The sequence below is a fragment of the Nitrosomonas sp. Nm34 genome (assembly GCF_900113925.1).
GTDB lineage: Bacteria > Pseudomonadota > Gammaproteobacteria > Burkholderiales > Nitrosomonadaceae > Nitrosomonas.
Genome location: NZ_FORD01000005.1, coordinates 32193 through 45762, shown reverse-complemented (window position 1 = coordinate 45762; position 13570 = coordinate 32193). Strand labels below are relative to the sequence as shown.

Genomic DNA, 13570 nt, shown 5'->3' with positions numbered 1-13570 from the left:
CCCCTTATCTATTGCGATTCAATAAACGATAAACTTCTGTTCTACTAATACCTGTAGACTTGATAACCTCTTTAGGAGGCACTCCATTTTTCAAATCATTTGCCGCCTTCTCCTTTGCCTTCTTTTTTTCCCTGTTTTTTGGAATATACGGTTCAGTCCCGCCCCACTTCTGGCGCACTCTCGCTTCAATTTGATTGAGTTTAATGAATACCTCGCCATGAAACTGGTTGCCCATAATCTCTCTGATTTGAGAGAAAATATCCTCGACGATATCTTTCTCTTCAATCATCCACGTCTCCAGCCATTGAGTGAGATACCTCCTGATTCTGGTATGGGTTTGGGTATTGCCCCTACCTTATCGGCATCTTGATGCTCGAAAGTAAAAAGCGATGGGTTTTCAAGGATGGCTTCTCTTCGTGTCCAATAGCCTGGATCGAATTCTCCGCGCGCAGTCATGCCTATTCTGACCCGGTTGTGATGACCGATCGCCCAGGCATAAACCAGCGTGTCGAGCGGTTCATTGCGTTGGTGCTTAACGCCCTTTCTTTTGATGTATCGATTTGTTTCCGGATCGAGTATTTCCGATAGCAGCCCATTGAAATAATCTTCAGTCAGTCCTTCAGGAAAATGGATGACCCGCTTATGGGTAGGGAGCTTTTCATCACTGGCCAAGGTGCCGTAAATAAAATCCTTGCAATACTCGGTACCAACGTTCCATAAAGAATAGCCAGTCTTGACGACTTTGCCTCTGTGCGTTTTTTCAGGATGGGATGCCGTGGTAGCAATCGCCCTGCCTAGCCTGGTGGTCGAGCCTTGTACAGCATAGACAGGTACCTTCAATGTTTTGCGCGCAATGAACTTCTTGACCTGCTCACCTCTGTGTCCACGGGTATCGATCGCAGCCGCTTCGATGCGGATGGCGTTACCGCATGAATTGATCAAGGGGGTATTAAGGTATTCTTCTAATTTATCCCATACTTCGGGCCTGGTGGTATCGCCCTCAATCGTGTGCCATTCGATAATCCACAGGTTGTCGACTCCCCAGCCGAGCAGCTTCACAGCCAGCCATTTATCCTGAGTATCGATGCCTACCGTCAGAGCCAGGCAACCTTTTGGAATGGAACGCTGAGGGACATTCTCCAGACACTTCAACATGTCGTGCACGTCGAGCTTGGATGCTTTGTCTTCCCACGTTTCGCCAAGCGTGGTGTTAATAAACCGTTTCAGCTTGGTTTGATCGGATTGTGCATCCAGCCATTGCCTGACGATCTCGACCCATTTAAAACCTAACCCATCGGGGGAATAAAGACCGTTGATGGTATAGCCGCGAATTTCCCGTCCAGGGTAGGACGGTATCCATTGGCCATGCTCCAGCATCCAGGTCTTGCAACTCTCATCAAATTCTGCCCCGCAATGCTCGCACACATACCATGCATGCTTCACCTCAAAATCATCTATGCTCCAGCGGATGTTGGACCATTTCAGCGTCTGCATTTCCTGGCAATGAAGACACGGCACGTAATAGCGCCGCTGATCAGATTTCAGGTATTCAGTTTCTATCCTGCTGGCACCTTTGATGGTAGGAGTAGATACCAGCAGAACTTTCCGGCGCGGAAACGTTTTGGTACGCTCGTCAATTAAACCCAGTGGATCACCTTCCTGACCCGCCTCCCAGGGAAAGCGGTCTACCTCGTCACACATTACATACTTGATCGGCATCGAGGACAGCGATGCAGGACTGTTGGCTCCCCCGATCACAATGACTCCGCCTGGGAAATCCTTGATGTCTTCTGCGTTGCTGGCATCCCTCGCACGCCTGGCATCAAATATTTCCGCCAGCACTGGAGTATCGACCAGCATCGGATTCAATCGCTGCTTGACCCACCTTTTGCGCACTTCCAAAGTCGGTACCACTACCAGCGCCGGTGCGGGTGAGTGATGGATGATATAACCCAGCCAGTTCAGACCAATTTCTGTTTTACTCGTCTGCGCGGAAAACATCAGCACAATCCGTTGCACCGGACTGGATACTGATAAGGAATCCATAATTTCTCTGGTATAAGGAGCTCTGGATGTGCGCCATTCCCCAGGCTCACTGGAGGATTTGCCAGACAGGATGCGGCAGGCATCGGCCCATTGCGATACGGTCAGTTTCTTACGGGGGGATATCGCCCTGGCAAATGCTTGCTTATGCTCTCTCATGCCAGCCTTTCAATATGGTCTGATGCCTTCTTCAGAACTTTCTCAATCTGCTCAGTCAATATTGCGTGCACCCTGCTAGAGTCAGTCTCAGCCGCCAGCACAGATGCCATGCTGTCGGGTATTTTTTCCAGGTTAGTGCGCAGGACAGTTGCCACCTCAACCCAGTCACGCTCTACCTCAGCACGTTCAACCAGTTCTCCTATTCTGGTTTCATAATCGATCTTGGCCTGCAGCGCATGGTAATGCTCTTTCAGTGCCCTGGCTTCCTGGAAGCCTGGTCCTGTATCGCTGTCATCCTCGATATTGCTACCGCGCGCGGAAGCGTGACGCTGCACAACATCATCCCTGTTCGGATCTGCTGTCTCCTTAATCCTTTGTTTGCTAGCTTCGACATCCACCAAGCCATCCTCTGTCATCACGAGCCTGCCAGCTTTCTTAAATTGAGTAACAGCTGCCCGGCTGTACCCTAAAATTTTCGCAAACTCGGACTGATTAACAGTAGCCATTTTTTTGTTAAATTTAATAAATACAAAGTGTTAAGTATGTTTAAACATCACAACCTAGCGATCCAACCAGCATTTCATTACCCTCAGGCTGTTTATCCTCTGGAAGTACCTTAGCCCTCTTTTGAGAGTACTTTACTTACTTCACGCAACGGCATTTCAAGCACAAGTATTTTCGTGCCACAGCTGTCATAAACAGACGCTTCAAAATTATTTGAAGCCTCATAGTCACCTATCCTGAGCCTGTTATCTTCAGCATTCTTACCAACATATAAAGTAAGCCTGTCTTTCTGATACCCATAGATTGACGCATTGAGTCTTTTCTTGGCTGCCTCGATTGCCTGATTCACATCTAAATTACCTATTTGCATTTCTACTTTATCTCCTTGGTCTAAATTGATCACACAACATACTTGGAACAGTTCGAGCATTAGTCTCTATGACTGTATCCTCCACCAGCTGATAGGCGGGATAGCGACTGCATTCACCATGCAAGTTGCCTATATAAGCGTCTTGCTCTACCTCTGGACTTGTCCAACGCTGACAATTAAAACAATTGACTTGGTTATTCATTTCGCAGTCTTCAATGCATGTTCCATTGCTTTATTGAATTCAAGGTTGAGATCACGATTGACTATCCTTTCTACAACTTCAGGCAGATTGAACATGCGTTGATAATGAGCCGCATTCACGAACATCAAAATGGGCTTAGGTGTTCTTGAAATTCTTATCTTTCCGCCCGCGAAAAAACCTGACTTTGACCATATGCCAGGGTGTAATTTGCTTCTGTCTCCTGGCTGGATAGTGAAGAATCTAGTAAGTTGCGCAGCTGCGAAATGATCCCTGGCTGCCCTGCGCTCAAAAGCCTTCTTTCCTTTGTCAGTCATGTTTGCTCTAAAGCCTGACTCCTGGAACGCTCGAAAATAGGCCAGCAGTTGGGTCAATAGCGTCCGTGGAATATTCCCATATTGATCTAACCTGACCCCTTCACCTGGCACAGCGAACCATCCATTAGGCATCATTCCCTTTTGTTGCATCAATTTTTCAAATCCTTTGTTGATGCGCCGCCCTCCCTCGAATAAATGCCTCAGAACTTCATCAGGAGCAAAGCCACCTCGCTTGGTCGTCATGCTCTTAGTCTTAACTCTGATAGTTGAGGTCAAGTCTGTCTTGGTCGCATATTGCACCCGCATCATGTTGGCAGCATACCTGGTTGGCCGGTCAATTCGTGGAAGCTCCTTCATATCGAAGTTCTTCTTTGCATTCTCAGCCAGCTTATTCACAGTCAGCCTGATTGCGAACGGAACTTGCTTCTGCGCAACCTGGTTAAGATCACGCTTAACCTGCTCGATCTGTTGCTCAATGCTAATGGTCGCCATTTCTCACCCCTTTCTTTTTCTCAACCCACATATCGCCGGTGACCCCACCAACCACAATGCCAGCTGATGATTGCTTGCCAATCTCTTGCCCATTCTCATTCGCATAAACCAATCGCACCTCATTGCCGAATACCTCTCTGAATTGGCCTGCTACCGAACAACATTTTGAAAAATTTCTTCTTACCTCTTCTTTTTTCATATCAGTTACGCCTAATAAGTTTGGTTACGCACTGGTTACGGCTGAAATGCCTGTAGTTACGCGGTTACGCTGGTTACGCATGGTTTGAAGCGCAAACTCATGCAAAAAATAATTTTTCATGACGTGGAAGATTTTTAAAAATCTCTCGCGCGCGTGTATGGGAAAAGCCAAAAAGTCGCGTAACTGCGTAACTACGCGGGTTTCAGGCGTAACTGACGCGTAACCGAAGCGTAACCGGCGTAACCGCGCGCCTAGACTGCTTTTACGCATGATTTCCCCTCCTTGTAATCAAGGAAGTAGCCTTCAAACCGCTCAATCGCCCCTGTCATCCACTCCCCTTCGGTCTGTCCATCAGGCACACCATGCCCCTTAGGAATCCACACGCGTTCGCATTTCTGCCCGTTATTCGAGTGTATGAGCTTGACGACCTTATAGCGCATCAAAGGCTCTGTACTACCGGCTTTATCCGACAGCACGCCGATAAAATTCTTGATGCTTGCGGTAAATTTATTCTGTGGTGGCGAGCGCTCACCATTGATATAGGCCCAATGCTGGAATAACCGGAATAGTTGCCCTGCCGTGCAGGGTGAAAAGAATACCGGCAGAAAACCCTTAATCCATTCATACACGAACCGATGCTCAGGCTTCATGCCAATATCGATCAACTCACGTTTCGCCACGGTCATCAGCGGCCGGGAAAAGGCAGTGAAGCCGGTTAAATCAATCGACAACAGATAATGGTAAAACGCCTCAATACCGCCGTTTTCAATGCACTCAGACACTCTCTCATAAAGATCATCCTTGCGTGAGGGTGGCGTGTACACTACAAAATAGCGACGGTCTGATTCTTCCAGCGCAAGCGGCTGATCCTCATTGGACAAAAACACCACATTGACGTGGTTCTTCTCAGTCCGGATAGGCAGAAACTTAGGATTGATCTGGATCGTCTCACCCGTAATAAACGCTTTCAGCTTGTTCTTCTGGTCGAACAGGCTTGCTCTTGCAATCACCTCATCACCGATCATGAATAGCTTGGAAGAGCACCAATCGTTATGCTTCTCTTCCAGCTGCTCCTGACCCACCACAATCGCATATCTGGCATAAATCGCAGCCACAATCTCAAAGAATAGATTCTTGCCCGTGCCCTGCGGACCATGGAAGACCAGCGCGGAGCGCATTTTCGTACCCAGCTGCTGAAGAGGAAGAGCAATCCATTTAATGACCCACTCCACCACCTCCAACACACCTTGGTCGCTCTCTGCTGACTCCTCGCATAAATGGTATAGCAGTTCCATGATTGCCCCGAAATCTCCCGGCTTAGGCACCATCTCAATGCCACGGAATAGATTGATCGCTGGCAGCTTACACTTGCCAGTTGGATCAAATACCAATTGATCCGGCTTGATCATGCGACGTTTTTCATGCTGTAACCACCAATCCACACAGCTTTTACCCAGCGCCAAGCGCATGGCAGCCACGCTCATCACCAGAGCAGTATCGATGTCGTATACCGTCTCAGTGCTGTAAATCAATGCAAAACGATCCAGCACCGTACGTTGTTCCTCTTCTGGCGGCCCGGTAGGCTTCTTGCGTCTTGTTTCTGCTATCCTTGGCGGCTTGCTCGCTGATTTTTCATCAGCCAGCATGATTCCTACCGGCTTAGCGTTAAGGATCATCTGCTTGATCTCTTCAACGCTCATGCCTTCCTGAATAGCATCGGCTATATCCCACCCATCCGGCATTGAGCCAGGCGCAGGGATTTGTACCATGCGAAAATCCACATTCGGATTATGTTGCTTGATCAATGCATACGCGCGTAGCATGGCCTTGGTTCCGGGCTGCTCGTTCTCTGGCAAGAATGGCTTGCTGGCTGGATCAACCCCGGCTTCTTTTTCCTGCTTGCTTAGTTTCTGTCGCTTCGCATCGCAATCAGGAAAGGCATAAATCGTTTGCTTAGTCATTGCCAATGGTAACCAGTCGGTTTTATCCACCGCATTGGTACCGCCTGACCAAGTAACATTGTTAATCCAATCTTTCAGCAGCCCATGTCCAGCATCAGCACATTTCTCACCCTCGATCAGCAACACAGGTTTATCAGGGTTTTGTGCCAACTCATACAGTCCATAGAGCGGTCTTGGTTCAGGAAAAGCCATCCAGCGCCAATCGCATTTACCTGACTTGCTATGACGTGCATACACGCATGGCAACACATCTTTGCCGCCATCGGATGTGACAAAACGATGTGTCACGCCCAAAAGTTTGCCGTCAGCATCGAAATAATCCCAATGCATTGGTGATCGTCCGCGCACTGGGTGAGCAACTGGCGGATCAACGGCTTCTTTCGGTACCGGCAATATCGGCACCCATTCTGCTTTTTCTGTCTCTTGTTTGACTGACTCAGCTGCTGCTTTAATATGCTTATATTGCTGTTGCTCAGCTTGCTCCAGGTTAATCCCAACCTGTGGCGCCACTTCCTTGGCGGCATCAAGTTGGGATAATCCATTCAGATAGGCATACAGACTAATCAAATCCAGCCCGGTATCTTCCGATGCAAAATCACCCCATTTCCCAGTATCAAGATTTACCGCGAATGAACCGATCTTGCTATCTGATCGCGTAGGATTCAGCGACTTATATTCACGTCCATCCACCTTGCCACCCGGCAACCACCTGCCAAGCAGAATTAAAGACTGTCCTAATGCTGCGCGTGCTATTTGCTGGAAATCAATGTGTTGATTCATATTCTTATCCATTCTTCCCTTCTCCTACCCAACATTGCCCACACGGCTTTTCTTATCAAGCTCATGCTGCTTTATCACAGCCCTATAGCTCGGCTCTTCAATATCGTAATTAGGATGACATCCACGAAGAATGCGGAGCATTCCGAGCAAATCCATGAATTGTTCGCTAAATGGGTGAAACATCCCCCAAACCCTATGCAGGCGATCAAGGATTTCTTTTTCCTGATGTTCAGGAAGCAGGCAGTATTTACTTGGTATAGCTCTTTGGAGGTGTTTGCTGACTTGCTTAGCGATTTGTTCAGCCTGAATGACTTCTGGGTTTGCTTGCTCCAAAAACACTCTGATGACTTTCAGATGGAACGCAGCGCTTATCCATGCTGCGTACGCGATTAACAGTTCACGGCATGCATAGGTGCCACCAGATTTACCGCGTGTTATTTTGACTGGAACATAATTCCGCGAATCTGCGGATTTAGAAATTTCTTCAATCAGCTCTTGAGTGATTGCATTACGCATGAATTGATTTGGTTCATGCTTAGCTTCACTACCAGCAGCTTTGTGTAAATCGTTAAGGGAGTATAGCCCGTTGAGTTGACGGATTTTGGTCGTAAGAACGGTGAGTTCTGTCATTTTCTTCTGCTCCTTTGAGTGGAGTTGACCGTCGGCAATATGCGGGTGGTCGAGCGTCTCAAACCGGCAGAAGTCGGTGGGCATATTCCCTGCCAAGGCAGGTGTTTTATTAGCCGCACGCTCGACCATAGAAAAACTATGGACGTAAAAAAACCGCTTGTCTGTCGGGTGCGGTATCCGCTTCTGCTTAAGTATGGGTGTTTGAGACACCTGAGCAAAAGAATAGTCTATGCTATGGCAAACTGTCAATCTTTTAACAAGGAGCCAACATGACGCAAGATGAGTTGAATGAGAAGATGCTTGTTTTCCTCGAGTCTCTTTCAAAGGAAGATGAACTACCGCCTTTCGATCCAGCGGCACTTGCTGATGTGCTCTTAGATGAACTTGAAGAAAACTGGGACACTTTACCTGACAAGACTCGATCAATAATGATCGGTGTGGCCGCCTTACTGAATAAGCATTATGCTGACGAATTAATCTCGGAAATAATAATTGATGATTTCCTGCGAAAGATACGTGATCTTTGAGCTTACGCCAAACACGCCAGAGCATAATCTGAGCTAAGGGATAAGCCTGGTAAACGCGGCTGTCAATCTGTACTTTATAATTATCTTCTTGTGGTCTATGATCTATTATGTTTTGATAAAACAGATTCTTCCAGTGAAAGGCTATGACAACACTTACATTTGATACGCTTAAATATGCGAATACCCTAAAGGAAGCTGGTGTTCCATCTGCGCAGGCTGAAGCCGAGGCCAAAGCTCTGTCCGAGGTGCTTGAAGTCAATCTCAAGGACTTAATTACCAAAGAAGATTTATTAGCCACGAAAGAGGATTTGCACCGAGAGATAGAATCCCTTAGACGCGATATAGATTCACGCTTCGCTATGGTGGATTTGCGTCTTATCCAACTGGAGCAGCGCCTCATCATCAAACTTGGTACGCTCATGGCGTTCTCAATCGGTATCGTTGCTGCCTTGGTCAAGCTGCTTTGATTGATTGAGCCGGTATCAAGCAGAGCATTTAGTCTCTGCTGATTAGCGCAATCCTGATGGGTGAGCGGTGTCAAGAGCATGTCAAATAAGCAATCAGGCATTACCTTCTGGCGGCTTGGTTTGCCCTGCTAAAGCCTTGTTGATTTGGATTTCTTCAGCTTTCCAGTAAGCCTCCAGTTTTTTGCTCTCGAACAATTGATCAACCAGCGTATGACCGCGATTTGTCAGCTGCTCATCCATCTTATGGAGATGCAATTCGTGTATCCATGATTGCAACTCACGATAAAGACGTTGTGATTCGTTGTATGCCTTAATCGATTGATCTTTGATATGCGTCTGTTTTCCCAGAAGCATGAAATATTCATCGTTTGTCATTACGTTTTCCTTAGCCTAGTTTGATAATTGATGATTTGAGCTGTATTTCATCTCTTAATCCGCATTTAAGTTGCGACCAAATCTGGTACGTTTTCTGCTTAAATTCCCGAACTCCACATATAACCATAAGAGGAATCTCATTATGTTTTCTGAATACTCTAAAGAACCCTTGCAGAAAGACCGCCCCATGGTGTCCATTACAATAAATGTTCCGGTTGATGTAATGGACTCCATGAAGAGAATAGCGCCAATCAAAGGATGTCCCGAATACCAGGCATTGGTGAAGCTATACATCACCGAAGGTTTGCGCAGAGATGAATATCTATATACCGGCATATCAATAGCCAGTTTCATCGAAGCGCTAAAACAACATGGCGTACCTGAGATCGTAATCCAACAAGCTACATGGGATGTAATTGAGTCCGGAGCTCCGCAGTAAGCCAGAAAAGTTAGAGATGTCAGCAGCATCATAATTCGCGGCCTCTCCTGTGCTGATAGAATAGTAGGTTCCACCAAACTATTAACAACAAAGGAGAAACCATGCGTAGAGGTATGGTCCTTATGAAGAAATATGATCGCGTCGCAGTTCTGACTGATCGTGGATATACGATTTTCGACATAACGGATGGCAGCGATATTAGTCTCGGTGACATAATTTCCGGATACCTAAACATTCGCGGATCGGGTAAGGTAAACAATTTAACGAGAGGACAAACGCTTTCCGTATACATTGAAGCCTCCCAGTTAACGAGCGAATCCGCACAATCTCTTTTGAAGAATATCTGACGCTTAACCCGATCAATTTAATCTCTTTAGTAACCATGGAATCTTTCCTTAGGAAGAGCCCCGTCACACACTGAGGGATAGTCAGCGAGAAGGAAGTGGTGTCACGGGGCATCGTCATGTTTATGCTATCTGGATGTGTAAAAATAATTTGCGAAAAAGAATCAGTAACCATGATTGATACTCTTGAATAACTTCCCCTGTACCTTCGTACAATGGGCGGCTTCTCCGATGCTGATAAAATAAGAGGTTCCGCAAGCCATTAATAGCAAAGAGAAAACCATGAAAGAGATATACCTTGTGTATGCCGAAGGAATACGTGCAAGAGCTGCAATCAATTCTAGTATTGTCAAGGTTGATGCAATCATTTTTGTTGCCGAGACTTCTCAAGAACGAGCAAAGATACAGGCTCGTTCTGCGTTAATGAATTATGGATACCGCCTAACAAAAGTCCTGGATACCTTCGTACCCGATCCTTCCTCTGTTTCGAATTTGGACCCAGAATCAATAGCCCAGTACTTTGAAGCGATTGATCAGGGATATGGAGTTGTGATAATTGCTCATGAGCATGATTCGGATAACCCTTTAGAGGCGCGCTCATTGGCCACCTCTATTATTAATCAAACTAAAAATCATTAACTGATTCATTGCCAATCGCCTATTTAGGCGGCCTCTCCTATGCTGATAGAATAGAAAGTTCCACCAAACTATTAACAACAAAGGAGAAGCCATGAAGTTAAGTGATGACAAAAAATCTGTAAGCCTGTCAATCAACGAAACACTATCGGCAAGCGAGCTGACCACGCTAATAGCCGAGCTGGCAGTTATCAGAGCAAACATGCTGCCTGAAGTATCAATGAAACCACCTATTAAAAGGGAAGATGGCACAGCATCCATACAAGACAACCCGCGGCTAGCCATTGCAAGACTCAAAGATAACAGGATCAGATTCTGGCTCAGAAATGCAGGGCTTGGCTGGCTGATCTTTGATATTCCTAGCGACCAGGCTGGCCCGATCCGCGACTATCTCATCGCCAATACTCAAACGGGAACCAGCGATCTCTTCAGAGATGGCGACAGAAATAGCAATAACCTTCAATGAAGCCAGTAAATTTGGATGCTCAATAGTAAGCATATGTGAGGCTGTATTCATGCTTATCCCCTTCCTGTTAATCCAGCCATTGCCCCGGCAACCTCAGCCCGCAACTGATCCATATCCCTATCATTACAAATGATCTGGTCGATAAACCTATCATCAATACCGTGCTCACTTTCATGCCCGGTATTGACTACAAATGGGTTATTCTTGCGCTCAATGTGCCAGATCACCCCGCCTTTGCGCTTGATCATTTGCGCCTCATTGTCGAAACGAACATCGGATAAAACCAACCTTGGATAATGGCCAATCAAATTCTTAACTCTTTTCACCCAGATATCCGGATGAATCAATTTTCTGCCCCATTCAGTACCAAACGACTGCATCACCTCCCTGGGGGATCTACCAAGCAGATCATCATGCGGTTTTTCCTTCAGAGCGCGGTCATTGAAGATATCCATGTCCACCTCGAATATATAAGCCAGGCAGCAAACCATATCTTCTTTAAAAGTGGTCTCAGAAAAACCATATGAATTTTTCAAAAGCTGAGCCACCGTGCTTTTACCCGCACCAATCGCCCCGCTTAAGCCGATCAATTTAATCTCTTTACCAATCATGGAATCATTCCCTAAGAAGAGCCCCGTAACACCATGCCGTGGGAAAGTCGGCTGGGGGGAAGTGGTGTCATGGGGCATCGTCATGTCAACTACTCTAAAATTATTTTCTTAATATGCTGTGAGTGCTCGTCGATTCCTCGAGCAAATTCTGCAGGTCTTGCAATATCTGCTGGCACTCTGACGCATCGATACGGCCATCTTTGAGAGCCTCAGAGCCATGTGCTATCACATCTGACGCTTTGGCCATCACAGATAAAACCGCTACCGTTTTGGTTCTTTCCTCGGCTTCTCTGTTAGCTATCTCCACGTCGACCGGAACGCATCCAACTAACTGATTGATGTAAAACACAGCCTCTTTGCACTGAGCCAGCGAGATGATTTCAATAATCGTTGCGAAGGTGGGTGGTGGACAATCGTGGTCAGGGTTAATGCCGTTCGCTAATGTGCTTCCATTCAGTTCAATCACTTCAGCCAATGCCTTTATCCCACCCGGGTAGCGCTTTGCTCCAGCCTGTAGAGCCAGAAACAGCGCTCTATGTGTGTTTTTAATGTTCTGCTTCACGATTGCCTCGCTATGTTCGCGTTTTCGCTTGTTATTTATTCTTTAATAATGACGTCACCATTTAACAAGGAGACGTCATGGAAAAATTCTTGCCGCCAGTCAAAACACAGCCACCAGAGCCGCTTGATATGCGGTCAGCTGCAGCTTGGGCAACCATCATTGAAGCCGTCATCCAGGCTGAGCGGATCAGGACGGGTAAGGCTGAGGTGGATGCGTCTTGTATTGGTAATCCGGAGGCTCCTATTGACTCATCAGATAAATAAGACTTTCCATGTATGCATTTGCCGTATTTGTGCGTAATACGTACTAACGTACAATTAATTTTGTCTAATACCGCAATTAATATATTGTTCATATAACGCACACAATGAATCTAGTTAATGTATTTCTCTGGCCAAAAGATCTCTTCTTCGCTTATCTCATTGTTGAAATATTCAACAATTTTTTTAGCAGTCTCTTTTCTTGGCCATCTCTCGCCACGCTCAATCCTAAGCAGTCCGGAATAATCTATTCCTATGGCTTCTGACGCTTGGTGCAGAGTGAGACCTTTTCTTATCCTTAATCTTCGTAGTGGAGTCATGTAAAAATTAAAAGCCAAAAAATTTTAACTGCATTGTGCGTTATTAACTACAATTCGTCAAGCGCATTTCTGCTTGACTGTGCTTGTTATGAGAGGCGTCAATAATGAATAATGACCCTATGAGTAAAATAGGAAATAAGATAAGACAGAGAAGAGTCGCGCTAGGAATGGGCTTGCAAGATGTTTGTGACAGAATAGAGGAGCTAGGCGGCAGCATGCATCACAGCAACCTATCAAGAATCGAATCGGGCAAGCAGCGTCCCAGGGAGAAAACGCTAAATTTAATTCTGCAAGCACTTCAATGCACATTAGAGGAATTATTTATGCTTACAGCTAGCGGGGGTGGTTTAAGCAAAGCTACAATTGGCACCCGTAAGCTGTCGCTGATTAATGACAAACAGGTGACAGACTACATAACAAGCAATAATTTTGAGTCTGATAAATTTGTGTTTACGGAGAGGAACTTGTCATTAAAAGCGTTTGCGTTGGATATCACCGATGAATCTATGACTCCAGAATTTAATAAGGGTGATGCTGTCATCGTTGATCCAGAGGTAAAGCCTGAGCCGGGTGATTTTGTTGTTGCTAGCGTTGGAAAGGAATCGTATTTTAGAAAATATAAGATGAGAGAAATAATTACTAACGGAGAGCCTGCGTTTGATTTATCGCCTCTCAATGATGCATTTCCAACAATTAGCTCTGATTTGACACAAGGAGCGAAAATAATAGGCACTGTGGTAGAACATAGGATTTTCTTAAAGAGAGCAACAAAGTCTTAACATCAAAAAAAATCGGCATACCTCCACAGGATGCCGATTTTTTTATTCTGTTTTTCGGGCAATAAAAAAGCCCGCGCTGGGCGGGCTTTGTTGTAAGCAGTTTTCTTGTGAACATGTTGTTACGTAAAAA

Annotated in this window: 20 protein-coding genes; 7 read left to right on the top strand and 13 right to left on the bottom strand. The window is 46.0% G+C overall.

Annotated features, from left to right (window positions below; genetic code table 11):
• Positions 1 to 4 precede the first annotated feature (4 nt).
• The 9 genes from BM283_RS03505 to BM283_RS03465 all read right to left on the bottom strand — a co-directional run bounded on the left by BM283_RS03505 (position 5) and on the right by BM283_RS03465 (position 7864).
• Positions 5 to 289 carry a hypothetical protein gene (locus BM283_RS03505; protein WP_090689613.1) on the bottom strand — a complete coding sequence of 95 codons (285 nt, stop codon included), beginning with the start codon at positions 287 to 289 and terminating at the stop codon, positions 5 to 7.
• Positions 286 to 2202, bottom strand: coding sequence for a phage terminase large subunit family protein (locus BM283_RS03500; protein WP_090689610.1), 1917 nt, complete (start codon positions 2200 to 2202; stop codon positions 286 to 288). Before BM283_RS03500 ends, BM283_RS03505 begins: the two co-directional genes overlap by 4 nt.
• Positions 2199 to 2708: a hypothetical protein gene (locus BM283_RS03495; protein WP_090689607.1), complete on the bottom strand. Its 510-nt coding sequence runs from the start codon at positions 2706 to 2708 to the stop codon at positions 2199 to 2201. Before BM283_RS03495 ends, BM283_RS03500 begins: the two co-directional genes overlap by 4 nt.
• 110 nt (positions 2709 to 2818) lie before the next feature.
• A complete protein-coding gene (locus BM283_RS03490; protein WP_139225182.1) occupies positions 2819 to 3076 on the bottom strand; it encodes a hypothetical protein in 258 nt (85 codons plus the stop codon).
• A 198-nt stretch (positions 3077 to 3274) separates the two neighbouring features.
• Positions 3275 to 4084 (bottom strand): hypothetical protein, encoded by an 810-nt coding sequence (locus BM283_RS03485; RefSeq protein ID WP_090689596.1) that lies wholly within the window; start codon positions 4082 to 4084, stop codon positions 3275 to 3277.
• Entirely contained in the window at positions 4071 to 4283 is a 213-nt protein-coding gene (locus BM283_RS03480; RefSeq protein ID WP_090689593.1) for a hypothetical protein, read from the bottom strand. Before BM283_RS03480 ends, BM283_RS03485 begins: the two co-directional genes overlap by 14 nt.
• Before the next feature lie 24 nt (positions 4284 to 4307).
• Entirely contained in the window at positions 4308 to 4553 is a 246-nt protein-coding gene (locus BM283_RS03475) for a hypothetical protein (protein ID WP_090689588.1), read from the bottom strand.
• Positions 4535 to 7036, bottom strand: a complete 2502-nt coding sequence (locus BM283_RS03470) for a DUF5906 domain-containing protein (protein ID WP_090689584.1) — start codon at positions 7034 to 7036, stop codon at positions 4535 to 4537. The genes BM283_RS03475 and BM283_RS03470 overlap by 19 nt, the downstream gene beginning before the upstream one ends.
• 12 nt (positions 7037 to 7048) lie before the next feature.
• A complete protein-coding gene (locus tag BM283_RS03465; RefSeq protein ID WP_175492013.1) occupies positions 7049 to 7864 on the bottom strand; it encodes a KilA-N domain-containing protein in 816 nt (271 codons plus the stop codon).
• Between the two features lie 59 nt (positions 7865 to 7923).
• Between BM283_RS03465 and BM283_RS18615 the strand changes: the two genes are divergently transcribed.
• Both BM283_RS18615 and BM283_RS03460 read left to right on the top strand, forming a co-directional pair.
• Complete coding sequence (locus BM283_RS18615; protein WP_175492012.1) at positions 7924 to 8181, top strand: hypothetical protein; 258 nt, start codon at positions 7924 to 7926, stop codon at positions 8179 to 8181.
• Between the two features lie 143 nt (positions 8182 to 8324).
• Complete coding sequence (locus BM283_RS03460; protein ID WP_090689575.1) at positions 8325 to 8648, top strand: CCDC90 family protein; 324 nt, start codon at positions 8325 to 8327, stop codon at positions 8646 to 8648.
• Between the two features lie 93 nt (positions 8649 to 8741).
• On the opposite strand, the gene BM283_RS03455 is transcribed toward BM283_RS03460, so the two are convergent.
• Complete coding sequence (locus BM283_RS03455; protein ID WP_090689571.1) at positions 8742 to 9023, bottom strand: hypothetical protein; 282 nt, start codon at positions 9021 to 9023, stop codon at positions 8742 to 8744.
• A gap of 142 nt (positions 9024 to 9165) precedes the next feature.
• On the opposite strand from BM283_RS03455, the gene BM283_RS03450 reads away from it, so the two are divergent.
• The 3 genes from BM283_RS03450 to BM283_RS03435 all read left to right on the top strand — a co-directional run bounded on the left by BM283_RS03450 (position 9166) and on the right by BM283_RS03435 (position 10908).
• The gene (locus tag BM283_RS03450; protein ID WP_090689566.1) at positions 9166 to 9462 is read left to right on the top strand and encodes a hypothetical protein; all 297 of its coding nucleotides are present in this window, start codon (positions 9166 to 9168) and stop codon (positions 9460 to 9462) included.
• A 626-nt stretch (positions 9463 to 10088) separates the two neighbouring features.
• Positions 10089 to 10445 carry a hypothetical protein gene (locus BM283_RS03440; RefSeq protein ID WP_090689560.1) on the top strand — a complete coding sequence of 119 codons (357 nt, stop codon included), beginning with the start codon at positions 10089 to 10091 and terminating at the stop codon, positions 10443 to 10445.
• A gap of 91 nt (positions 10446 to 10536) precedes the next feature.
• On the top strand, positions 10537 to 10908 hold the full coding sequence (locus BM283_RS03435) for a hypothetical protein (RefSeq protein ID WP_090689557.1): 372 nt from the start codon (positions 10537 to 10539) through the stop codon (positions 10906 to 10908).
• Between the two features lie 53 nt (positions 10909 to 10961).
• On the opposite strand, the gene BM283_RS03430 is transcribed toward BM283_RS03435, so the two are convergent.
• Positions 10962 to 11603 (bottom strand): deoxynucleotide monophosphate kinase family protein, encoded by a 642-nt coding sequence (locus tag BM283_RS03430; protein WP_139225181.1) that lies wholly within the window; start codon positions 11601 to 11603, stop codon positions 10962 to 10964.
• A gap of 16 nt (positions 11604 to 11619) precedes the next feature.
• Positions 11620 to 12081 (bottom strand): phage regulatory CII family protein, encoded by a 462-nt coding sequence (locus BM283_RS03425; RefSeq protein WP_090689550.1) that lies wholly within the window; start codon positions 12079 to 12081, stop codon positions 11620 to 11622.
• 77 nt (positions 12082 to 12158) lie between these two features.
• Here BM283_RS03425 and BM283_RS03420 point away from each other — a divergent pair, with 77 nt between their 5' ends.
• A complete protein-coding gene (locus tag BM283_RS03420; protein ID WP_090689547.1) occupies positions 12159 to 12344 on the top strand; it encodes a hypothetical protein in 186 nt (61 codons plus the stop codon).
• Positions 12345 to 12454: 110 nt separating this feature from the next.
• Here the strand turns inward: BM283_RS03420 and BM283_RS20450 are convergent, their stop codons facing one another.
• Entirely contained in the window at positions 12455 to 12661 is a 207-nt protein-coding gene (locus BM283_RS20450) for a helix-turn-helix transcriptional regulator (protein ID WP_090689542.1), read from the bottom strand.
• 104 nt (positions 12662 to 12765) lie between these two features.
• On the opposite strand from BM283_RS20450, the gene BM283_RS03410 reads away from it, so the two are divergent.
• Entirely contained in the window at positions 12766 to 13440 is a 675-nt protein-coding gene (locus BM283_RS03410; protein WP_090689539.1) for a helix-turn-helix domain-containing protein, read from the top strand.
• Positions 13441 to 13570: the final 130 nt, after the last annotated feature.